This is a genomic window from Butyrivibrio sp. XBB1001 (genome assembly GCF_000424505.1).
Classification (GTDB): Bacteria; Bacillota; Clostridia; order Lachnospirales; family Lachnospiraceae; genus Butyrivibrio.
The window spans coordinates 20,207-41,593 of the sequence record NZ_AUKA01000008.1 but is presented as its reverse complement, the minus strand read 5'-3'; the positions used below and the strand labels follow the sequence as shown (position 1 = coordinate 41,593).

At 41.3% G+C, this 21,387-nt stretch carries 16 protein-coding genes and 1 pseudogene; 2 read left to right on the top strand and 15 right to left on the bottom strand.

The features are described from left to right. Positions 1-3 precede the first annotated feature (3 nt). The 7 genes and pseudogenes from G631_RS0108710 to G631_RS0108680 form a co-directional block, all read right to left on the bottom strand. Entirely contained in the window at positions 4-3,333 is a 3,330-nt protein-coding gene (locus G631_RS0108710; RefSeq protein ID WP_051197072.1) for an SNF2-related protein, read from the bottom strand. A 27-nt stretch (positions 3,334-3,360) separates the two neighbouring features. Beyond that, positions 3,361-4,350: an ATP-binding protein gene (locus tag G631_RS0108705; protein WP_026489120.1), complete on the bottom strand. Its 990-nt coding sequence runs from the start codon at positions 4,348-4,350 to the stop codon at positions 3,361-3,363. A 26-nt stretch (positions 4,351-4,376) separates the two neighbouring features. Beyond that, positions 4,377-5,726, bottom strand: coding sequence for a replicative DNA helicase (gene dnaB / locus G631_RS0108700; RefSeq protein ID WP_026489119.1), 1,350 nt, complete (start codon positions 5,724-5,726; stop codon positions 4,377-4,379). Positions 5,727-5,752: 26 nt separating this feature from the next. Further along, a complete protein-coding gene (locus G631_RS0108695) occupies positions 5,753-6,271 on the bottom strand; it encodes a DnaA ATPase domain-containing protein (protein WP_026489118.1) in 519 nt (172 codons plus the stop codon). A 2-nt stretch (positions 6,272-6,273) separates the two neighbouring features. Further along, positions 6,274-7,661: pseudogene (gene dnaA, locus G631_RS20660) on the bottom strand (chromosomal replication initiator protein DnaA). Between the two features lie 17 nt (positions 7,662-7,678). Next, positions 7,679-12,139 (bottom strand): PolC-type DNA polymerase III, encoded by a 4,461-nt coding sequence (locus G631_RS0108685; protein WP_026489117.1) that lies wholly within the window; start codon positions 12,137-12,139, stop codon positions 7,679-7,681. After that, a complete protein-coding gene (locus tag G631_RS0108680) occupies positions 12,136-12,420 on the bottom strand; it encodes a hypothetical protein (protein WP_026489116.1) in 285 nt (94 codons plus the stop codon). Before G631_RS0108680 ends, G631_RS0108685 begins: the two co-directional genes overlap by 4 nt. Positions 12,421-12,643: 223 nt before the next feature. On the opposite strand from G631_RS0108680, the gene G631_RS20190 reads away from it, so the two are divergent. Next, on the top strand, positions 12,644-13,141 hold the full coding sequence (locus tag G631_RS20190) for an SLOG family protein (protein WP_051197066.1): 498 nt from the start codon (positions 12,644-12,646) through the stop codon (positions 13,139-13,141). Between the two features lie 48 nt (positions 13,142-13,189). Here G631_RS20190 and G631_RS0108670 read toward each other — a convergent pair whose 3' ends face one another. The 8 genes from G631_RS0108670 to G631_RS0108635 all read right to left on the bottom strand — a co-directional run bounded on the left by G631_RS0108670 (position 13,190) and on the right by G631_RS0108635 (position 19,751). Beyond that, positions 13,190-13,810: an HTH domain-containing protein gene (locus G631_RS0108670; protein WP_081671295.1), complete on the bottom strand. Its 621-nt coding sequence runs from the start codon at positions 13,808-13,810 to the stop codon at positions 13,190-13,192. 89 nt (positions 13,811-13,899) lie between these two features. After that, a complete protein-coding gene (locus tag G631_RS0108665; RefSeq protein ID WP_026489114.1) occupies positions 13,900-15,222 on the bottom strand; it encodes a hypothetical protein in 1,323 nt (440 codons plus the stop codon). 111 nt (positions 15,223-15,333) lie between these two features. After that, the gene (locus G631_RS0108660) at positions 15,334-16,689 is read right to left on the bottom strand and encodes an MBL fold metallo-hydrolase (protein ID WP_035789566.1); all 1,356 of its coding nucleotides are present in this window, start codon (positions 16,687-16,689) and stop codon (positions 15,334-15,336) included. Between the two features lie 11 nt (positions 16,690-16,700). Continuing rightward, complete coding sequence (locus G631_RS0108655; protein ID WP_026489112.1) at positions 16,701-17,153, bottom strand: hypothetical protein; 453 nt, start codon at positions 17,151-17,153, stop codon at positions 16,701-16,703. 102 nt (positions 17,154-17,255) lie between these two features. Beyond that, positions 17,256-17,651 carry a hypothetical protein gene (locus tag G631_RS0108650; RefSeq protein WP_026489111.1) on the bottom strand — a complete coding sequence of 132 codons (396 nt, stop codon included), beginning with the start codon at positions 17,649-17,651 and terminating at the stop codon, positions 17,256-17,258. A gap of 152 nt (positions 17,652-17,803) precedes the next feature. Continuing rightward, a complete protein-coding gene (locus G631_RS0108645) occupies positions 17,804-18,280 on the bottom strand; it encodes a hypothetical protein (protein WP_155833901.1) in 477 nt (158 codons plus the stop codon). A 16-nt stretch (positions 18,281-18,296) separates the two neighbouring features. Continuing rightward, positions 18,297-18,944, bottom strand: coding sequence for a hypothetical protein (locus G631_RS0108640; protein ID WP_026489109.1), 648 nt, complete (start codon positions 18,942-18,944; stop codon positions 18,297-18,299). A 285-nt stretch (positions 18,945-19,229) separates the two neighbouring features. After that, positions 19,230-19,751 carry a hypothetical protein gene (locus tag G631_RS0108635; RefSeq protein ID WP_026489108.1) on the bottom strand — a complete coding sequence of 174 codons (522 nt, stop codon included), beginning with the start codon at positions 19,749-19,751 and terminating at the stop codon, positions 19,230-19,232. 137 nt (positions 19,752-19,888) lie between these two features. Between G631_RS0108635 and G631_RS18630 the strand changes: the two genes are divergently transcribed. Further along, complete coding sequence (locus G631_RS18630; protein WP_051197064.1) at positions 19,889-21,385, top strand: DNA translocase FtsK; 1,497 nt, start codon at positions 19,889-19,891, stop codon at positions 21,383-21,385. Positions 21,386-21,387 lie beyond the last annotated feature (2 nt).

The following is a 21,387-nucleotide window of genomic DNA, read 5'->3' as shown; positions in this document are numbered from 1 at the left end:
TGGTTATACTTTCACTCCTAGTCTCTCGTCCAGCTCATCAAGCTGCTTTTTCAGTTCCTCAATCCTTTCAGAATAGGATTCCTGGGCCTTCAGTTCCTTCTTTATATAAGTAAGCTGTTGCCGATTGGCCTTGTACCTGCCCACGGCTTTTTGCCTCTCAATGTCAAGTCCCAGAAGGAAATTGTCTATTCTCGGCATGTAGCCGATGACATTGTTACCAATCTTTAAGGTATACTTGCCCACGTACTCTATAACAAGAAGCGGATTTAGGACAAAACTCTCATAAGGAACTACAAGTGTAAATCCCTGATAATCACAGATCACCTCGTCGTTCTCTCTTGGCTCATCCACGTTTATTGCATCGTACACAAGCTGTGCAATTATCTTACGCTCCTCAACTGAATACTCTCTCCTGCTTAGTTCAAAGTGCTCAGCATCCTCTTCTACTTGTTCCAGGTAATCACGGCTTCTCCTTATTCTTTCTGGAAGTTCGCTCTTAAGCTTTTCATATTCAAGAGCCTTTGTTATGGCCTTATTCTGGAGAATTTTGTACTTGGAAAGCTCATTCGCAGTTTCTACGCGCTTTTTGACAAGCGGATTTCCTATAGCAAGGGCTTTCACTTCTGCATAGCTGAGTACTGTATCGTCTACGTCGGCCCCAGTCCTTTTATCTGCAATTCCCGATAATATATCAGTGATAAATCTCTGCTTTGTCTCAAGAAGCTGCCAGGAATATGCATCAAAGCTTCCTTCTGTAATGTATCTATACAGCTCTACTGTCTTATTCTCATTTCCCTGCCTTAGGATTCGGCCCTCACGCTGCACCATATCTGCTGGACGCCAAGGTATATCAAGATGATGTAGTGCTATAAGCTTATCTTGAACATTCACACCGATTCCCAGCTTAAAGGTAGAACCAATCAGGACCCGGACATTTCCATCCCGCACTTCCTGAAAAAGAGAGTCTCTTTTCTTCTCACTCTTTGCATCGTGAATAAAAGAAATCTCATTAGGATCAACTCCCATTCGTACTAGCAAACCTTTGAGTTCTGTATATATGTTGAATCCAAGTCCCGGTGTTGAAGTGTCGCAGAAAATGAGTTGTGCACTCTTACTTTGAGCAGTCTCTTTATAGATTCTGCTGACTATCTCAGCACATCTAAAGACCTTTGACATGGCTGTAAAGTTATAATTCCCTACAAGTCTAAGATCCAAAGCAGCTTTCCTGCCATCAACTGTAAGCTTTAACATATTGTCTTCCTGCCGGTTGATTCTTCCATGACGAATATCATCTGCTCTTCTTGAAATATCCTGCAGATAGGCGGAAAACTCACTTGTTCTTGGAATCACAATATCCTTATACCCGTCATGATCAGGAACACCGGAGGTATCATCATTTTCGTGATAATCTGCGATATTTGCCAGCATACTTGTAAGCTCCGGGATGTTGTGAAACTTTGAAAACCTTGTCGCCAGTCGATAGGTGCTTGTGTCTACATCGATTTCAAAGGCAGTATTCTTTTCTGCAAACATACCTACCCAGCTGTCAAAATTCTCAAGACCAAGAAGTGATAACTGCGCGCTTTGCAGATACTTCTGCATGATAAAGGCGTCAGTAATTGAGTTGGTAATAGGTGTTCCAGTGGCAAATACTATGCCACCGCCATCGTTCTCGCTCTGAATAAAGGTAACCTTATCCAGCATATCTTTGCACTTAGCGGATCCAATGCTATTGATTCCCATCACATTCTGGATCTTAGTCGCTATCGGCACATTTTTAAAATAATGCGCTTCATCTACAAAGAGTCTGGTGATACCAAGATCATCAAAGTAAACCGTGTCTGGGTCATCACAGGAAGCAGACAACTTGCTTCTCTTATCACGCAGTCCCTGAACATAATGTGATAAGGCCTTAGTCTGATTGACGATGCACACAACATCTTTATCAATTCGTTGAAGCTCATCGTTTATAAGCTTCCTCTGACATAGCTGTGACATCTCTATCTCTGAAAAGCAGCTATGTGACATAATGACTGCATCAAAGCTATGGTCCTTTATCATCCTTAAAGTCTCATTTCGTCTTTGCGGGGTAAACTGAGGCGCTCCAACTGTAAAGACGTCTGCTTCCGGATAAAGCATTGCAAACATAGCGCTCCACTGTCCGAGAAGGTTATTGGGAACAACATAAAGAATCTTCTCCTCAACCTTTCGCAGTTTTAGCCTTCTTAGCTCCATCCCGGCAGTAATCATGATAAACGTCTTACCTGATCCCACTTCATGGGCCAAAAGAGTGTTTTTGGAGAAAAGTATTCTTGCTACGGCATTCTTCTGATAGGAATACAGGCTTATACCTTCAGAAAGCCCTGGAAGAGTAAGAAAACTACCGTCATAATGCCTGCTTCTTATACATCCATAGTTTTCATCATAGATTCTTGTAAGCTCGTCCCTTCTCTTTATGTCGCTCCAGACCCATTCTTGAAACTTTGATATCATGAGGTTTTGCTTCTCAAGTGCAAATGCTGTCTCTGCCTGATTTACGATCTTTTTCACCTTGCTCTTAGTAGCATCCGTTTGCACTTCATCCATCACAACAATGGGTCTCATGTTAAGAGTTCTCTTAAAGATATCAATGGCCTTCATCCTTTTCGTTCCATATTTTTCCCGGAACTCAAAAAGGACATAATTCTCTGTGCCCGAATTTACCTTGATTTCCCATGTTCCTGTTATCATGTCATGCTTTACGGTACAGCCGAACTTCTGGCCCCTCTTCGGGTTGACAAGATATCTGAAAAAATCTTCAATTATGTACTTGGGAACCCATGGTGAGCCTAAAGTTACATATATATCACTTGTTGAAACACATGGAGGAAGAACCTTTTCCAAGGCATCCACATTCTTCTTAAAAAGGCCGTTATACTTCTGATTTGCATAAATTGCCTGTGACAGTTTTTTTCTAACATTCCCCGAAAGATACTCATCCGCCATTACCCATCCGCTATAAGGATTTCCCTTGGCCATTTCCGGGTCCTGATATATTGCATCCCCTAGCTCATCAATAACATCACTGCAATCCTTCCCTGTAATAGCAGAAATATAGTCAAGATCCACATATCCGCGCTGATTAAGACATTTGATCAGAGCATCATCAACTGGTTCTCCACCCTTATCCAAAGGCTTAACATCTGCTCCCATGAGGCTTTCCCAATCCATGGAAAGATCCACATCACCTGTTTCGGGCATGCCGAAGGACAGCTCCATGTTGGAAGAGTCTCCTTCCATCGAGCCGTCCTGTACCAAATCAAATATAGACATTTGTACGTAATTATCGTCCATATTAAAACCTCAAAAGAACAATATCTGTTACGTTCTTTTCTCACTTCCCTGGTCTTTTTGGGCAAGTTTCTTTTCCTTACGGATATCCGGTCCTGAAAGCTTGAGTATCTTATAATTCCCAGTGATCCTAGAAAAAATCCTGTCAGAATAAATACTCTGCAGACCCTCAAGAGAGTAATTTGTGGTAATGATTGTTGATTTCTTGCGATTTTTCCGTTCTTCAAGCAGAGAAAAAAGTTCTCTGCTCACGAAATTGCCTGTTATCTCTGTCCCAAGGTCATCAATAACAAGGAGGTCGCAGTCGTACAGATCATCATATACCGCCCTTAACCAGGCCTTGTTTTTGAAATCAAATGCATATTCCGAAATAAGCTCAAATAAGCCAATGGCGCCAAAGTAAATAACTGAGTTTCCTCTCTTTAAAAGCTCATCTGCAATGCAAATGGTCATAAAGCTTTTGCCCGTACCAACAGGGCCATATATGAAAAGGTTCTGATAGTCAGTGTTAAAGGAAGAAATAAACTCTTCCGCAACCTTTCTTAAGCCTCTGAATCTATCAAGATCCTCGCCCTTGTAATACGAATCAGTCATATTTGCAAAATTGCATTCCTGGGTCAGTGATCGAAGATTTGACTTGTCATATAAAGTCTCGATTATTTTCTGCTTAAAACAATGGCATTTTTCATTCCCTATGTATCCTGTATCCTTACAATCCTTGCACTTGTATTCGAAGTCCAGGTAGTCTGCTGTATAGCCAGCTTTCTTTAAAAGTTCTGCCTTTTGACCAGCTAAAGCACTTAATTTTGAATCCAAGAAGCTCTTATTCAATTTCTCCCCAGATATGATTCGTCTGCCAAACTCCACGCTGGCAGTAGAAGTCTGTTCATCAAGCTCCTTAAATCCGGGGACGGTCTCATATATTTTTTGCAGCTTTTCCTCCCGCTCACGTCTGTGGCGAATGCGCAAATCTTCATATTGCTGCATAATACTGTTGTATTGGTTGTTAGTAAGTGGCATGTTATCTCCTTCACGAAATTGATAAACTATTTTCTCTCCATTGCAAGATTTGCAAACCTCGTATACTCTGGTTGCCATGCCAGCTTTACCGTTCCTGTAGGGCCGCTTCTCTGCTTCGCGATAATAATCTGGGCAACGTTCTTTTCTTCACAGTCGTGATCATAGACATCTTCCCTGTGAATAAACATCACCATATCAGCATCCTGCTCGATAGATCCTGATTCTCTAAGGTCAGACAGCATCGGGATATGATCCGTTCTCTTCTCTGTATCACGATTCAGCTGCGAAAGAGCAATAATCGGTATTTCAAGCTCTCTGGCAAGCGCTTTTAGCGATTTTGAAATCTCTGCAACCTCCTCCTGCCTTGAAGATGGGCCATTTCTACCCTGCTTATATTTCACAAGCTGTAAATAGTCGATAAAGACAGCGTCCAATCCGGATTGTGCCTTGAATTTTCTACACTTTGCCTGAATATCCTGAAGAGTGATTATTGGGGCATCATCTATAATGAGCTTGGACTTACTTATAACATTGGCACTATCAACAACACTGCTCCATTCTCCATCGGACATGTTTCCACTCTTAATATTTTCTGAATTAACACGGGAATCCATCGCAATAAGCCTGTTGACCAGCTGTACTCTTGGCATCTCCAAAGAAAAGATTGCAACGCATCTGTTATCATGTAGCGCCATGTACTCTGCCATGTTTAAGGCAAAAGCAGTCTTTCCCATGGCAGGACGAGCAGCTATAAGCACTAGATCAGCCGAATGAAACCCGGTGGTCTTATAATCCAGATCCGTAAAGCCCGTTGCAACACCGGTAACATGCCCCTGCATTTTACTTGCCTTTTCCATAAGGTTAAGCGCATCCATAACAATCTGGTCGATAGGGACAACATCCCCTGCGCTTCTCTTCTGAGTTACATCTAGTACTGTTTTCTCAGCATCGTTTAAAACCCCAATCACATTATCAGATTCTGTATAGCACGCGTTCTCAGCATCATTACATGCCTTAATCAACTTACGTAGCATAGACTTATTTTTTACGATGTTGGCGTAATACTTTACATTGGCTGATGTCGGTACTTTTTCTACCAGCCCTGCGATAAACTCGCCACTACAAACCTCAGGAAAAACATTCTTTTCTCTGAGTCGGTTTTGCAGAGTAACCGGATCAACAGCGCTTTCCTCTTTCTCCAGCTCTACCATCGTAGAGAACATCGTTCCCAGCTGTCTGTAATAGAAATCATCTTCAATCAGTATTTCAGCAGCTGTTTTGATTGCGCCTCTGTCAAGTATCATTGCCCCAATTACAGATTGCTCTGCTTCCTGATTATTCGGCGGAACCCGCCTCAATACATTTTCATCCTTCATTGTCTTCCTCCCTCGTATACTATTTTTTAATTCCTTATCCCTATTACCAGTCCCATTTCAAGCTTTCCTCTGAACAGATTGTCCATCTCCCCCAGGTCAGTAGGCCTCCTGTCTGCTGAAAAGACTATTTGTTTTCCTTGTAAATAAAGGGAATCAAAGGTATTTATGAGTTCATTTAGGACCACTCGTCTTTCCATAAAATAATCAATGTCATCCACCAGAAGCACATCTACATTTCGGTACTTTTCGCGGAACAGTTTGATTCCTAGCCCATATTGGTTTGAAGAAATTGCGCTTAGCAGGTCGTTATCAAAATCTTCACCTCTTACATATAGGACATCCAAAAGAGGCTTTTTCTCGCGAAGGTCTCGCTCCATTGCCTTTAACAGATGTGTCTTGCCGTCATATCTTTTCCCATACAGATAAAGAGGATTAAATCTGCCACCTGGTTCGTTTGTGACTTCCTTAGCTGCCTCGAACGCAAACTTATTTCTTCTGTCTACGTCAAAGTTTTCAAATGTATACACTCTATTTCTCGCATACATAACTACTCCTTTTTGTTGAGGTTCAGCTTCATACAGATAACATCTATCTTTTGATTGACATCTTCATCTGTGGAGAGCATGTCGGTTATCCTCTCAATACTGTTCTTTACTGTTGAGTGATCTCTTCCACCCAACTCTTTTCCTATGCCAGCGAGCGTTGTATCCGTATATTCCCTGATTAAATACATTGCAAGCTGCCTTGGAAGAACAATATCATTACTCCTCTTTTTGGATTTAAGAAGATCAACACTCACGTTATACTGCTCTGCTACAGTGCTTATGATTACTGACGGAGGGATATTTCTTGCTCTTCCAACCTCGATATCATCCCGGAGAGCGAGCTTTGCCTCTTCTTCTCCAATGTGCTCCAGCTTATTAAGCCTTGAATAAGCAACAACCTTTGTGTAAGCACCTTCAAGCTCCCTGACATTAGAAACAACCCCATTTGCTATATACTCAAAAACGCTGTCATCAATATCAAGAATTTTTCCCTCATGGAGCTTTCGCAAAATTGCCATTCTGGTCTCGTAGTCGGGCTTTTGGATATCTGAAGTCAATCCCATCTCAAAGCGCGACCTGAATCTCTCATCCAGAGCCTCTATTTCTTTTGGATGACGATCCGAGGAAAGAACTATCTGTTTCCCATCCTGATATAAAGTATTAAAGGTATGGAAAAACTCAAGCTGCGTAGCCTTCTTGCCAATTATGAACTGAACGTCATCAATCAACAGTACATCTACCGTCCTGTATTTTTCATGCAGTTCATCTACCTGCCCTGTCCTGATGTACTCAATAACCTCATTGGTGAAATCCTCAGAAGTAACATATAAGACTTTCTGCTCAGGCGCCGTTCTACAGATGTAATTACCTATGGCTTGAAGAAGATGTGTCTTACCAAGCCCTGGTCCTCCATATAAAACAGCGGATTGTATATAGCCCCTGGGTCTTCAGCTACAGCCACAGCAGCGCTATAAGCAAACCTGTTGCTACCTCCAACAACGAAGCTTTCAAAGGTAAACTTGGGTTTCAGGCTCGCCCTTAGCTGTGCCAGTTTCTCTTCAGACATCTTTTCTTCGTTTCTCGCTGTTACTTCTTCAGCGTCAAACGTGAATTCCACTGACAACTCATCTATCAGGCCGTCCAGCTCCGCAGCAGCAGCCATAGCTTCAACAAAAAAGCTGTAGAACCTGTTTTTCACATAGTCCATTGCCATAGCATTGTTCTGCGGAAGAAGAACATAAGCCACGCCATCTGTATATCGCAAGAACTCCAATGGCTCTATCCATGTGCCATAGGATATGTTGGTGAGACAACACTCCTTTCTGACTAATTGCTTTATTTCATCCCACTTTTCCTCTATTCGATTGCTTATTGAAACATCATCAGTCATGATCTTCTCCTAATTCCCTATTTCCCCATCAGATCAAAGATGCTGAGCTGGCTCGATTCTGGAAGATCTCCAAACATACCAAGGCGATGCATAGTATCCATGACAACCTGTGGGCACTTGGTTCTTGCCTTAAAGTCATCCCTTGATGTAAATGGACCGTTCTTCGCAGCCTCAACTATCTGATCTGCAGCCTTTTCACCAAGCTTGTCGATACTCTTAAGGCTCGGCATAATCTTTTTTCCGAATACTTTAAAAGACCTGGAATCAGCCCTATAGATATCGATAGGCTCTACTTCAATTCCTCTTTCATACATTTCCTCTGCCAGCCTCATAGCAGCAAGTTCATCCTCCTCAGCGGCAGTCATTTCATCCCCTTTTTCCCTGTACTCGGCCATATGTCGCCTCAAGGTCGTAAGCCCCTGGAACATCCTCTCGTAATTTATTGCCTTCGCTCTTATTGAGAACCATGCAGCATAAAATGCTTCCGGCATGTAAACCTTGAAATAAGCGATTCTCCAAGCCATCATTACATAGGCCGCAGCATGAGCCTTAGGGAACATGTACTGGATCTTCTGACAGGACTCGATGTACCATTCAGGGACACCGTGATCCAGCATGTCTTTCTTCCAATCCTCCCAGTTGTTCTCCTTACCTGCAGCAACTTTTCCTTTACGCACAGCCTCCATGATCTTGAAGGACTCTGACTTATCAAGTCCCATATGGATCAGATAGACCATGATATCGTCTCTACAACAAATGCAGGAGCTAAGAGTTGCTGTACCAGCTTCTATAAGGTCTTTCGCATTGCCCAACCATACATCAGTACCATGAGAAAGACCTGAAATCCTTATAAGATCGGAAAAGGACTGAGGCGCAGCATCAATAACCATGTTCATGGCAAAGTCTGTTCCAAACTCAGGAAGCCCCAAACAGCCAAGCTTGGTACCGCTTATCTGCTTTGGAGTAATACCCAACGCCTCTGTATTCATGAAAAGAGACATTACCTTCTCATCGTCAAGCGGCACCTCCTGCGGATCTCGTCCTGTGCAATCATTCAGGAACCTGATCATCGTTGGATCATCATGTCCAAGAATATCTAGCTTCAGCAGGTTATGATCTATCGAGTGGTAGTCAAAATGTGTAGTGATTATAGGCGTATGCACATCATTAGCCGGGTGCTGAATTGGTGTAAAACTGTGTATGTTCTCTCCCACAGGAAGAACGATAATGCCTCCCGGATGCTGGCCGGTTCCTCGGCGCACACCAATACATCCCTGAGCGATACGCTCTACCTCTGCGTTCCTCTTTGTGATGTTCTCAAGTTCAAAGTACTTCTTTACATATCCATAGGCTGTTTTGTCCGCAACAGATGCTATAGTTCCGGCTCTGAAGGTCTGGCCTTCTCCAAAGATAACTTCCGTGTACTTATGGGCTTTGGCCTGGTATTCGCCGGAAAAGTTAAGGTCGATATCAGGCTCTTTGTCTCCCTTAAAGCCCAGGAATGTCTCAAATGGAATGTCAAAGCCATCCTTCTTCATCTTGGTACCGCACTTCGGACACATCTTATCAGGCATGTCACAACCTGAGTTTCCTGAGTACTTCAGAACGTCCTCACTGTCAAAGTCACTGTATTTACAGTTGGGGCATAGATAGTGCGGCGGCAAAGAGTTAACCTCAGTGATTCCAGCTGCAAAGGCCACAAAAGATGACCCTACTGATCCTCTGGATCCAACGAGATATCCATCTTCCAAGGATTTCCATACGAGCTTCTGAGCAATAATGTAAAGAACCGCATAGCCGTTGCCTATAATGGACTTAAGCTCTTTTTCCAGTCTCTCTTCAACTATTGGCGGAAGCTGCTCGCCATAGATTTCGTGAATCTTTTCGTAGCATATCTTCCTGAGGGTCTCATCAGAGTTCTCGATAACAGGCGGACATTTGTCAGGCCTTACGGGAGCTATATTTTTACATCTATTAGCAATTCTATTAGAATTTTCTATTACAACTTCTCTGGCCTTTTCCTCCCCGAGATATTCGAACTCCTTAAGCATCTCCTCTGTGGTGCGAAGGTATAACGGTGCTGGTTCCTCATCATCCATACCCTTTATCTTCATGATGACTCGCCTGTATATCTCATCCTCCGGATTTAAGAAGTGTACGTCACAGGTTGCGACAACAGGCTTGTCATACTTTTCTCCAAGTGCAACTATCTCGCGGTTAATATCTCTAAGATCTTCCTCTGAGGTAATCCCTTCGAATTTCTCGCTGCCAATCATGAAACGGTTATTGGCAATCGGCTGAATCTCAAGGTAATCGTAAAATTCTACTATCTTGGCAATCTCATCCTCTGGTTTTCCTCCAAGAACAGCTTCATACACCTCTCCTGCGCAACACGCGGATCCAATGATCAGTTCCTCCCTGTACTTCATGATCTCGCTCTTTGGCATACGCGGTTTTCCATGGAAATAATCCAGGTGGGATTTGCTGATAAGGGTATACAGGTTAGTCCTTCCGATAACGTCAGTCGCCAATAGAATTACGTGATGAGACGGCAGTCTCTTTATGGCCTCTGGGCTAAGCTCCTCCAATTCTTTTAGCTTCTCCAGGTCAAAGATTTCTCTTTCAAAAAGCTTCTGCTCAAACTTTTCATATATCTGCGCAGTGCACTCAGCATCAGCTATTGCTCTGTGGTGGTGCTCATTTACAACTTCAAGCTTTTTACACACAGCATCAAGATTGTGTCTTGCCTGCTCCGGATAAAAAGCTCTGGAAAGGCCCATAGTATCTATACAAGTGAACTCATTCTCAATCCCAAGTCGCTTACAGTTTTCCTTAATAAAACCGATATCAAAAGAAACATTGTGGCCTACAAGAACGCAGTCTCCGCAAAAATCCAAGAACTTTGGCAAAGCCTGCTCTATTGTAGGTTCACCAATAACCATGTCATCTGTAATGCTGGTAAGCCTGGTTGTGTAGGGCGGTATCGGAATCTTGGGATCAACAAACTGCGAAAAGCGCCCGATCACTGTTCCTTCTTTTATCTTCACCGCCCCAATCTCGATTATCTTGCCCTTTACAGGAGACAATCCTATGGTTTCGAGATCAAATACGACCAGGGTACTGCCCTTCAACTGCTGTCCCTTGTTGTTAAGAACTATCTTGAAAAAGTCATCAACAAGGTAGCCTTCAACTCCTAGAATCATCTTGAACTGGTCAATATCAGAATCCTTATGCTTGTCCTTATATTTCTGAATGTAGTGATATCCTTCTGTCAGTCCCTGAACAACACCGTGGTCTGTTATGGCTATACCAGGCATCCCCCATGCATATGCCTGAGCTATGATATCGCCTGCGCTTGATACACCATCCATGTCGCTCATTTTTGTATGGCAGTGTAGTTCAACTCTCTTTTTCGCAGAGTTATCTACTCTTTTCTCTGTGAAATCAGGAATCGTCTTTATGCCGGTAATGCTCTGCATAGACACTTCATGATCGAACTTATCCATCAGTGCCATTCCCTTGATTTTAAGGAAGGCTCCAGGATAAATCTTTTTCTCAAGCTCAGGCACAGCTTCAGCCGCCACAAAGATTTTGACCTTTATGCTGTCAGTAAAATCCGATACGACAAACATAAGAATCGCACGTTCATTCTGCTTATATGGCTTGCATTCATAGCTTAGAACCTTGCCTCGAATAGTTACCTCATCTCCATCGCCGAGGATATTCTCAATCGCAGAAGCCTCATCCTCAAAGTTCTTTCCATATATAACGTTGGGATCATCAGGAAGCTTGGATCTGACAAAGGATCCGTTCTTATAAGAGCCCTTCCCATTTCCAAAGCCCTTTCCTTTGGCCTTGGAGTCTTTCTTTTCCTTGGGTTCAGCCTCAGGCTTTTCTTTATCTGCCGCTTCCTCCGTTTTAACAGCCCTCACCACTACCTCTTCTGAGTAGTTGACTCTGGTTGTCTCTTCTGAAGCCTCTTTATAATCCACGCTCACAGAAGCTCCCAGTCCACAACGCTCGTTAAATATCTTTTCAAAGACGCGAGCGATATCCTGAGCTTTTTTCCTGGCAATAACAGTATCTTCAAGGTAAATGACAACCTTATAATCCTCGCCAAACCAGAAGTCAGCCTTTCTTACCAGTGTGTATTCTATGGGGTCATAGGCTTTGAGCTCGACAAAGATACTGTCACGGTACAGTTCAAACAAATACTCTGGAGTATACTGTGAGGACAGGTTGTACTTCTCGTAAATCTTTACTGTAACGGACAGCCCGGAAAAGAGCTGGTCTTTAATTTCTTTTTCTACCTTATATATCTCTGGTTTCTCGATCAGAATGCTGCTGGAGATATAAATACGAATAAAATCCTGCTTTCTGGTTGATGAGATCTTATCTATGACGACATCTTTAAAGATGTCTTTTGTAGATGCATCCAACGCAAGCGTTGGAAATGCCTGCAGAAAAGGCTTATTCATGAATCATTTTCCCCCTCAACATCAATCTCCTGTATTTCAAAACCATCCTCGGAACACGAAATAACAAGCTTATCAAACACCAGGTATTCCCCAGGCCTTATCCCACTGACATATCTGGAGAGTTTTTCCAGATTAAAATCTGTAGACGCACACTGAGCAACCATATCGTCCACATCAGCGTACTGCCCGGGCTTAAGATTTTTCATATATTCCGAGAGCTTATCGAGATCAAATTCAATCTCGTCAGGATCCCATTTTCTCTTGTCCTTCTTTCTACCCATAACCCCTCCAAGCCGCATAAATACGGCATTCTTCCTCAAAACAAAGGGTGATAAAACCCATTGTTTAGTATAGAAAATGAGGTGGACAACTTCTGGCCACTCACATTCATTACTGTTGTTATTTTTTGGTCCACTTATAGAACCTCGGTTTTATCATACTTGGCGGCATGAACAAATTTTTTCACATAGTGTTTGATACCCTTCTCTGACAAGGAGGGACCTGATGATGAAAGAAATAGATGTAAAGCATGCTTGTTCATTTACCGGTCATAGACCGGAACGCCTAAATCAATACAGTGAAGAGAAGGTTGTCAATTGGCTTGACCAGCAGATAGATGCCGCGATTGAGAATGGATATACCGATTTTATTAGCGGTATGCAAAGAGGAGTTGATATCTGGGCGGCAGAGATAGTCCTTAAGAAGAAAAAAGAGCACGAGAATATAAGGCTCTTTGCCGCATGTGCGTTCCCTGGAATGGAAAGGCAATGGGAAAGCAACTGGATTGAGAGGTATAATGATATTTTCAAACTGGCAGATGACCATGTATTTGTTAGAAACAAGCCCGGAAGAGCGGCTTTCTATGCTAGAAACGAGTGGATGGTCGACCATTCGTCAAGGGTTATAGCGGTATACACCGGAGCTCCAGGCGGCACCCTTGAAACAATAAAGTATGCTGAATCCAATGGGCGAGACGTGATTCAAATTTGTAAGAATGATTAAGCGATGATGAGGATGCAGCAATAGCTGCATCCTCATCACTTAATCATATCAATCTTCCCACACGCCTTCTGTGAAAAACGACTCACAAGCCCCTAGCTTCCAGCCTTTATGGGACGTGTCATATTCTATCCACTCACCGGCCACTCGAAGTGTCTCAATATAACGCTGAACTGTCCTGGGAGATAGCTCCAAGGCATCAGCAAGTTGTTTTGTTGTAATATAAGGTCTGTTCTTAATCTCTTTTAGGATGAATAATGCATTTGCTATGTTAGAGCTAAAGTTCTCGTTCTTCTTGGTCTTCTTATATGCTCCAAGTAGAACATATTTAAGGTTCTGCGCCAACGATTCATAGGAATCATACTCTTGCACCTGCCGTTTCAGCTCTGAATTCAAATCTGCATTACCAATCACTACCAGAGTCTCGGGGAATGGTGATATCTCAGTAAAGAACTCATCAAAAGAACCTTTGTCTATCTCAGACATCTCATCCCAGACAACAATCGCCACCATCTGTGGCATTGCAATGATATCTGTAAAACAATCCACCTTCATAACTTCGCAGCTTCCAGTTGGGACATTCTTTTCGACCTCTTTTACCTGGTCATCGGTCAGCCCAAAACACTGGATCAGTCTGGCCCAGTTTTTGCTTAACCCGTTAATGGTCATCATATCTGCTTCCTCAATTCTGTATCGTTTTACTTAGATTATCATTGCCCGGCGACAACAGGGTTGTCACCCAAATTTTTATTCTAAAAGCATTAATAGGTGGCTGGTTGTATTTTTATGTCGTTATCAAAATAATTACTCTCTGTAATCCACACATCACACTTATATTCGTCTGACCATTTTTTAATCGACTGCTTATTCTGTTTATAATAATCCAACGCACTAGGTTTTGTGCTACCGCACTCATTGATTGATATATTAGAATTTGTTAACAATAGAACCTTTTCTACTGGTGGATTCTCCGGAAGCCCTTTAATCTCAACTCCTGATTCAATTATTCCCATTTCCTTATATTGCTTCAATGATTCATAAGCATCTGTTACTCTCTTGGATATGAAAATACTCTGCTTGGCATATTCTGCCATTCCTTGCATATGCTTCTCAACACTAGAATCACCCATGCAGGCAATTTCTGTTGACTTGACTTCTATAAGAACTAAAGCCTTAGGATTCCCTCCCTCATATCTTATAGCAAGCATGTCTGGCTCATTCGTACCAAGCGCCGCTTTAATATCAGCTGCCTTAACTTTTTTATACTCATCATTTTCAAGTTTTCGCGCAAGTTTATCCACAAAATCTTTATCTGGAAACTTTTGTGCAAACTCTAAATCATAAGCGTAATAGCCATCTTGCAGATTATTGAAATGGAATAGCAGTCTTTGCTGCCAACGTTTCTCAACAAAAACACTTGCTGCATTTCCTGATATGTTTTTTGCTTCCGGATACTTTAAAGAAACTGCTTCTCTGAAATAATCCATTGTTGCGCTTGCAAAAAAGTCCTCGACTAATTCTTCAAAAATACCAAGACATTTCTCAACAAACTTATCATCGAATCTCTCTCTTGAACAACTAATAGTTCCGATTTCACCACCATTAACCACACTATGTTTGTTTCTTGTTACTTTAATAAGTTTCTTAGCAATAAGACCATTTGTTGCCTTTTCCGTAAGCTCTTGCGGAAGATATTCAGCAGTTTTGCTCTCGCCTATGCTAAAGCCTAGATTTTCAAGAGTGCACCACTTCTTGTACCAATCATCTGTATATCGTGCATGATTAAAATCAAACTTTACAGTACAAATAACCTTGCCTTGTATTTCTCGAGCCGATAATTCTGAGATTTTATGATTATATTTATACAAAATTATCCTATTATTATTTCCTCTTAGTAATATTGCTATTCTTTTATGCTTGTCACTTGTATCGTGATTTTTACCTAAAACATATTTCCTAAACTCAAACAATCCTCCCGAAACAAAAGCCGTTTTTAATGGATCAGAAATGGATCTGTGGTCAGGCATGCTTTCCAAAACATTTTTCTCATGATTACTTAATTCTCTTCGTTCTACCATACCCATATCAAGCCTCCTTCTAGGACGAGAAAACATTGTTATTTTCATCATCGTTTCATTTTGCTCTTACTGTTAGCCGTAATTATCAGATATAACGCAAATTGCTAAACAGCTACCTCATGTCCGAATTCTTTCCTTGAGTTGTTCTTTAATCGGAAGATTTTTAAACTCCTCTGGCTTCTCCGTATGCATTGGGATTATCTCATCCTGTGGATCAACAGCATTTATAACCTGTGCAAGCATCCTGGGTGTCGCATGACCACTGGTATGAAGATGATAAACCTCAATTCCTTTTTGTTCTTGCTTTTCGAAGAAATCGATCCACTCAGGATTAGCTGCCTTATTGCCCTTTTCTATATACCCATCCCACATAGAATAGATGATAACAGGCATTTCCTTTATCTCTCCTGCCTTTTTTGCCTCCACAAAGGCATCTACATACTTCTCACAGAAGTCTTCAGGCTTGATAACAAATAAAAAGCCATATTTCTTCATGCTTTCCAGCTGAGTAATGGAATCATCAAATGGTCCATATTTGTATTCTGCCTTAAAATTGATCAAATCAACATGTTCAAAACGGTATACTTCTGAAAAAGCCCCCGCAGTATCACTGTATAGCCTCAGTTGTTTTAAGAAATACGGGCTATATACATACATATATCTTTTTCCGGGATATGCCGCCATTTGTGCCGCTTGGTAAAAACTTGTAAGAGAGTCAACATTAGTAGACGAGCACACAAGAAAAGCATACTTATGCCTACTGAGGTATTCGGCTGCCTTATACTGCATCTGCGGCTCTGATAATACCTTCTCTTTCGACCTGCTCATCATAGTTCCTTCTATTACAAGCGCATCTACTTTTCTCTTACCAAACTTGTGAACATAAGACTTTATAAGAGCTATCATCTTCTGCCCTCGTCTTCCATGTCCACGGAAATCCCCGGTATGAAGAGTTACGTATTTTCCAGTGTCTCTACTCTCGTCATTAGTTTCTATTAAAAACATGTAGGCATCATATGCTGAATGGTCCACGCTATAGGGCTCAATAGAGAAACCCGGTATATCCCTGATAATATCGTAGTATGAACCATTGTAATGAAAGCACCTTACATGCTTGCTCTTCAGTAACTCTGCCTCTTTTAAGTGTTCTTCTGCATTCGGAACCCTATCAGAATGCCCCAACGCTTCCTGAATATTTATCATGGCCTTTTGCGCAATTGGTCCCATATATAGTGGAATGTTCTCTGGAATCTCCATGATTCTTCCTACATGGTCGCCATGATAATGAGTAAAAAACACAGCATCAACAGGCTCATCATCCCAAGGGTATTCAAAATCTTTCTTGGTTTCGCTTCCAACCAAAGATGAGCCGTAATCAATCATTATCCTGTGCGTCTTACCTTTATAAGTTCCTGTTATGACGGTAACACATCCGCCTATCTGATTGCCCTGATAAATTCTAATGTCAGTCATAGGTCTCCATTTCAAGAGGTTTCATATTCCTCATATCGCTCTACTGTCTTTGGATCTGTTAGATATGGCCTTATTATGGTTATCGTTCCAATATAGCTTAAAAGCCGCTCTTTAATATCTTCCTCCATGCTTTCGCAGTCACCTTCATACTTGTCTGCGTTATCATACACATTCATAAGAAGATCGCCACCCAACCACTGTGAGAAATATTCGATAGGTTTAGCACTTACAATTTTCTTTCGATCTTCATCAAAAGTCACCTCTATCCTAAAAGACGGATCTATAAGATTCCAGTGTTCTTCCCCACCGTAAGACCACATATTCACCTCATACATTCCATCTACAATATAGACCTTACAGATAAATTCCCAGTCCTCATCAATAGTTATTCTCCCTCCGTATGGTCCAAGAAAATCAAATATTTGATTAAGTCCTTTTAGGATATCATTGCTATTAACGCTCATGTCTCAATCCTTTCTACCAACAATCATACTATTTATAGTCTTTCTGTATTATTAAAAAACAATTAAAATCCTCACGTGCTATTGTTCATTTATCCACAACAACTATTTCCCGCAATGCGCAATTTCCCAATCCGCCAGCCTCTGATAGAAATCGCGAAATTCATCATGAGACATAGTAGATGCGAGCATGCAATCTATATAGCCTTTGCCCGCATAGAGCATATCGCATACTCTTTTTTCTTCTTCAGTTTTTGCAACTTCCTCTTTTTGCAGGGCATAGAAGCCATCCCAAGGAGTTTCAAAACTAATATCAAGATGCTCTCCATGCCTACTGTCAGATAAATCATAATCAAGCACCTCAACATCTTTAGCGCCTTCGTTGATTAAAAAATACCGCATCACGCCCACTCTAGCCCTTATATTCCATGCATTGTCAAAAGACTTACAGTGAACATAAACAATACGCTCTCTCCCATCTACCAGCACTTTATATGTCATTTTTTATCCCTCTCGTATGAGCTTTTTCGGTTTTTGTACGGAACAGTATAAAAAACGTGATGGACAAAAAGTGTCCACCACGTCATCTAATAAACTTTTCATCACTCACATACCTGAAGCATGCATGAAACCTCTATTCCACACATCAGATGCTACCACCACAAATCAAAAAACCACTCAGAAAACAATGTAAATGCCTTGTTTTTAATATCTTCTCGCTGCTTCTCTTTTTCCTCATCTCCAAGGAACGGATGCGTCGCAGATACTTTTTCTCCATATGCGTATACCTCATCAAAAAGCCTGATTATTTCAGATAGAATCTCATCCCATCGCTGAAATGCCAACTCACCATTAGGATCATAATCTTCAGATACAGTCATGTATTCATAGATTCTCTGAGGATAATCTAAATGCGATTCCTTAAGATGCTCAAGCATGGCAGGTACAGTCTTCAAAAACCATGTGTCCATCTCCCAGATATCCGCCTCGCAAAAACCATACCTGGCACGTTGATAAACATGTTTAGCATTTTTTATCCATCGCTTCACCTTGTTCGTAGGTTTTTCGTGAAGCCTTTGATACCGGGTAGTTTCTTCAAAGCAGGAATTTCCCCGTTTGATTGTACTCATATCCAGGTCCTCTTCTTCAGCCTCTATTCCCATAGGCAATAAGCCAAGAGGTCACGTCGCCATTTCTTAAGGTTCTATCATAATGAAACTGATCCAAACTAATAAGCATTTCCTCAAAGCCACGTTCAAACTTCAGGTCCTCAGGATCAATGATATCCATTAGCGGATATACCATACTGACGCACTTTTCCAAGTCACCCGCAGCCTCAACCCAGCCAACACGCTTATCCCGCAGATATGAAAGATGCTCATACAGGGCTCTACTTACATCGTCCTTAAGATTAATGTTGGCCTGCCTGTCTTTTTCATCCTTAGCAACAATTCTCCTCGCCAAAAATGTCATCTTATTTCCATGCCCGTCCTCTTCATAGAACGCGGAGATTGCATAAATCTTTCTTGGTTCAAAGCCACTTTCAGATGATTCCATCTCTCCATAATACGAAATGTACCAGGAGTAACCACCATATATGAAAAGATCTATATCCAATGGTGTCAGGTTTCCATCTAAAATTTCAGGAGTACCCGGGACAATCTTAAACAGCGGGTCCGAAACCTTGTACACACCTTCATCCAGAACAAAGTGCTCTCCTAAAACTGCTCTTAGAGACAGATTCTCTAATGGACAGGTAATAAATTTGTCTTTTGATTTGATTAGTTTCCTCATATATCCATGTCTCCTAAGCATTAGTATAGAATGCTTGTCGGACAAATGCTGTCCATGCAGTAATGAGAATTGGCATGTATAACCGAACTTCCATGCCACCTCCACGGAGGAGGAAGTTTTTGGCACATAGGCAGTGAAGTTGTAAATACTGAAGGGGTTTGTTGAACAATAAACCATACATGATAACAAATAACAGAATAATCATTGTCACTAACATTTGAACCTAACACAAACAGCCCTATTCTGGGTAAAAGAAACTTCAATGACTACAGCCCGGAAAAATGCTTAAATATCGACTTCAAATTCTACAGTCTGATTGTACTTATCAAGGGTAAGCAGAAGCGCATTCATAAAGGTCTCAATGTTGTCATATTCGGCCTTAACCACATCCATATCAAAGTTAATACACTGGATATCCGATGTGTATGTTTTGCTATACCTACCATAGCCAGATTCTGTCACTCTTGTCTTAGGCGTAAGTTTTCTCATCGCCCCCAGCACAGCTTTTCTTTCTGTCATCTGCGCCATTTTCACAAGAAGCATATCTATGGTGTATTTCTCTCCTTCAACCTCAACGGTATTAATTGAATTAGATACGTTCAGTGCATGCTTGATCTTAATGATCTTGTCGTCAATCTCCGCAATAGTTCTATGAACCTCAAGGAAATCATACTCAGGGATTATTGCTTCTTCTCCCTGTCCTACAATGTACTTGTGCCTAGCATTTTCCAGTTCTCTCCAATATACCTTGTCTTCCTTTAGTTTCTTAATAAGCTTGTTCGCATATGCAGATGTCATCTTTATCATGGAATGTCTCCTCTCTTTTCTTTATACGTTTTAAGTGTTTCTGTCGTTTTCTATACAATAACAAGGGGCATGCGGCTTTTTTGTCGCATGCTATAAATTAGTATTCATTCATATAGCATTCATAAGGAGAATCAACAATGAGTAATGAATATATTTATCCCCCTCTTGACCTTCTAGAAAAAGGAAAAGAAGTTAGTAATCCTACTAGTAAACAAGAGCTGATAGAAACTGCAAATAAACTACAAGACATACTCAAAGCATTCAATATACCGATGGGGATTTTAGAGATGAGTCAAGGCCCGACCGTCACACGCTTTGAGTTAAAACCAGAACCTGACGTTAGAATCAGTGAAATTCTAAGTTTGGAGGATGAATTAAAACTTCATCTGGCTACGGAAAACATAAGAATGGAAATCCCTGTTCCTGGAAAGGCTGCTATTGGTCTTGAAATCCCCAATCAAAAAAAGCATATAGTTGCACTTCGAGAGCTATTAGAATTGCTTGAGCATAAGAACTCCACATCAGAACTTACCGTTGCCTTAGGAAAGGATCCCGCTGGAAATGCCGTGTTTTCAGACATTTCTACTATGCAGCATCTTCTCGTTGGTGGCTCCACAGGATCAGGAGAGTCTATATGGATAAATACAATAATCATGAGTATTCTTTTTAGTACGAGTCCTGAAGATATACGGATGGTACTGATTGATCCTAAGATAGCCGAGTTTTCAGTCTATAATGGAATTCCTCATCTCTTACTTCCTGTAGTTACAGATCCAGTTAAAGCAATTGACGTTTTGCGCTGGGCAGTGTGTGAAATGGTCAGAAGATGCACATTATTTGCTAATTCAGGAGTTAAAAACATTAATGCATATAACGATCATATTCGAGCAAGTAACAACTTAAGTATTAAAACAATACCAAGAATACTAATCGTAATAGATGAGTTAGCTGACCTTATGATGTTATCCGCCTACGAAGTCGAAGACGCCATATGTAGATTAACTCAGCATGCAAAAGCAGCAGGCATCCATCTGATAATCGCAACTCAACGCCCTTCGGTAGATGTCCTTACCGGCCTTATTAAAGCCAATATTTCATGCAAACTAGCATTTGCCGTGTCCAACAAAGATGATTCCAGAACTATTTTAAATCAATATGGTGCCGAGAAACTCATAGGAAATGGTGATATTCTTTTTTCACAAGGAATTAGTCATCATCTGATGAGAATCCAAAGCGCATATGTATCAGATACAGAGATTAAGAATGTCATTGATTTTCTTAAAAAAGAAGCATTCTGTTCACCTTATGACCAGGATATAGAACAGGAGATAAAAAAAATACATTTTGATGAAAGCGACTACTACTATCTTGACTTAGCAATATATACCAATTCAGATCCAGATGAATATTTTGTCCAGGCCGGAATCCTTGTTACAGAAAGGCAAAGAGCGTCTATAGGAATGCTGCAAAGAATGCTCAAGATTAGCTATAGAAGAGCTGAAAGAATCATGAATCAGCTTAGCGAAGCAGGTGTGGTAAGCATTGCTGCTGGCAACCACCATATACAAGTACTTATGACTAAAGAGCGCTTCCGTTCTATTGCAAATACAATTGAAAATGACAAGCCATCATAATT

Bases quoted from the DNA above. Each gene is read 5' to 3' on its own strand.
- G631_RS20190 (WP_051197066.1), top strand. From the start codon at position 12,644: ATGATGAAAGAAATAGATGTAAAGCATGCTTGTTCATTTACCGGTCAT.
- G631_RS0108685 (WP_026489117.1), bottom strand. From the start codon at position 12,139: ATGAATAAGCCTTTTCTGCAGGCATTTCCAACGCTTGCGTTGGATGCA.
- G631_RS18630 (WP_051197064.1), top strand. From the start codon at position 19,889: ATGAGTAATGAATATATTTATCCCCCTCTTGACCTTCTAGAAAAAGGA.
- G631_RS0108635 (WP_026489108.1), bottom strand. From the start codon at position 19,751: ATGATAAAGATGACATCTGCATATGCGAACAAGCTTATTAAGAAACTA.
- G631_RS0108655 (WP_026489112.1), bottom strand. From the start codon at position 17,153: ATGAGCGTTAATAGCAATGATATCCTAAAAGGACTTAATCAAATATTT.
- G631_RS0108695 (WP_026489118.1), bottom strand. From the start codon at position 6,271: ATGTATGCGAGAAATAGAGTGTATACATTTGAAAACTTTGACGTAGAC.
- G631_RS0108705 (WP_026489120.1), bottom strand. From the start codon at position 4,350: ATGCCACTTACTAACAACCAATACAACAGTATTATGCAGCAATATGAA.
- dnaB (WP_026489119.1), bottom strand. From the start codon at position 5,726: ATGAAGGATGAAAATGTATTGAGGCGGGTTCCGCCGAATAATCAGGAA.
- G631_RS0108710 (WP_051197072.1), bottom strand. From the start codon at position 3,333: ATGGACGATAATTACGTACAAATGTCTATATTTGATTTGGTACAGGAC.
- G631_RS0108670 (WP_081671295.1), bottom strand. From the start codon at position 13,810: ATGATGACCATTAACGGGTTAAGCAAAAACTGGGCCAGACTGATCCAG.
- G631_RS0108665 (WP_026489114.1), bottom strand. From the start codon at position 15,222: ATGGGTATGGTAGAACGAAGAGAATTAAGTAATCATGAGAAAAATGTT.
- G631_RS0108645 (WP_155833901.1), bottom strand. From the start codon at position 18,280: ATGAGTACAATCAAACGGGGAAATTCCTGCTTTGAAGAAACTACCCGG.
- G631_RS0108640 (WP_026489109.1), bottom strand. From the start codon at position 18,944: ATGAGGAAACTAATCAAATCAAAAGACAAATTTATTACCTGTCCATTA.
- G631_RS0108650 (WP_026489111.1), bottom strand. From the start codon at position 17,651: ATGACATATAAAGTGCTGGTAGATGGGAGAGAGCGTATTGTTTATGTT.
- G631_RS0108660 (WP_035789566.1), bottom strand. From the start codon at position 16,689: ATGACTGACATTAGAATTTATCAGGGCAATCAGATAGGCGGATGTGTT.
- G631_RS0108680 (WP_026489116.1), bottom strand. From the start codon at position 12,420: ATGGGTAGAAAGAAGGACAAGAGAAAATGGGATCCTGACGAGATTGAA.